Consider the following 1,832-nt stretch of genomic DNA (forward strand, 5'->3'; position numbering starts at 1 on the left):
CTGAGGACAAGCCCTCGGCCTATTAGTACCGGTCAACTCCACCCCTCACAGGGCTTCCATATCCGGCCTATCAACCCAGTCGTCTACTGGGAGCCTTACCCTCTCAAGGAGGTGGGAGTGCTCATCTCGAAGCAGGCTTCCCGCTTAGATGCTTTCAGCGGTTATCCCTCCCGAACGTAGCCAACCAGCCATGCCCTTGGCAGGACAACTGGCACACCAGAGGTTCGTCCGTCCCGGTCCTCTCGTACTAGGGACAGCCCTTCTCAACACTCCTACGCGCACAGCGGATAGGGACCGAACTGTCTCACGACGTTCTAAACCCAGCTCGCGTACCGCTTTAATGGGCGAACAGCCCAACCCTTGGGACCTACTCCAGCCCCAGGATGCGACGAGCCGACATCGAGGTGCCAAACCATCCCGTCGATATGGACTCTTGGGGAAGATCAGCCTGTTATCCCCGGGGTACCTTTTATCCGTTGAGCGACGGCGCTTCCACAAGCCACCGCCGGATCACTAGTCCCGACTTTCGTCCCTGCTCGACCCGTCAGTCTCACAGTCAAGCTCCCTTGTGCACTTACACTCAACACCTGATTGCCAACCAGGCTGAGGGAACCTTTGGGCGCCTCCGTTACCCTTTAGGAGGCAACCGCCCCAGTTAAACTACCCACCAGACACTGTCCCTGATCCGGATCACGGACCCAGGTTAGACATCCAGCACGACCAGAGTGGTATTTCAACGACGACTCCACAACAACTGGCGTTGCTGCTTCAAAGTCTCCCACCTATCCTACACAAGCCGAACCGAACACCAATATCAAGCTATAGTAAAGGTCCCGGGGTCTTTCCGTCCTGCTGCGCGAAACGAGCATCTTTACTCGTAATGCAATTTCACCGGGCCTATGGTTGAGACAGTCGAGAAGTCGTTACGCCATTCGTGCAGGTCGGAACTTACCCGACAAGGAATTTCGCTACCTTAGGATGGTTATAGTTACCACCGCCGTTTACTGGCGCTTAAGTTCTCAGCTTCGCCTGGACGAATCCAAGCTAACCGGTCCCCTTAACGTTCCAGCACCGGGCAGGCGTCAGTCCGTATACATCGCCTTACGGCTTCGCACGGACCTGTGTTTTTAGTAAACAGTCGCTTCTCGCTGGTCTCTGCGGCCACCCCCAGCTCTGACAGCAAGTGCCGTCACCAGGAATGGCCCCCCTTCTCCCGAAGTTACGGGGGCATTTTGCCGAGTTCCTTAACCATAGTTCACCCGAACGCCTCGGTATTCTCTACCTGACCACCTGAGTCGGTTTGGGGTACGGGCCGCCATGAAACTCGCTAGAGGCTTTTCTCGACAGCATAGGATCATCCACTTCACCACAATCGGCTCGGCATCAGGTCTCAGCCTTAATGAGTGACGGATTTGCCTATCACTCGGCCTACACCCTTACCCCGGGACAACCACCGCCCGGGCTGGACTACCTTCCTGCGTCACCCCATCGCTCACCTACTGCAGACTTGGTCCGGCGGCTCCACCACGTCCCATTGTCCGAAGACTCCGGGCCGGCTTCGCGGCCTTAGCATCACCTGGTTCAGCGTTGGCGCTTCAAAGCGGGTACGGGAATATCAACCCGTTGTCCATCGACTACGCCTGTCGGCCTCGCCTTAGGTCCCGACTTACCCTGGGCAGATCAGCTTGACCCAGGAACCCTTGGTCAATCGGCGCAAGAGTTTCTCACTCTTGTATCGCTACTCATGCCTGCATTCTCACTCGTGTACCGTCCACGACTGGTTTCCACCGCCGCTTCACCCGGCACACGACGCTCCCCTACCCATCACAGCC

1 rRNA gene (running past one end of the window) is annotated in these 1,832 nt (G+C 57.2%); it reads right to left on the minus strand.

What is annotated here, in order from left to right:
- Nucleotides 1–2: 2 nt before the first annotated feature.
- Nucleotides 3–1,832, minus strand: a 23S ribosomal RNA gene (locus tag ACZ6NC_RS41855) (it continues 1,377 nt past the right edge of the window).

The organism is Kitasatospora sp. NPDC041988, assembly GCF_055588525.1.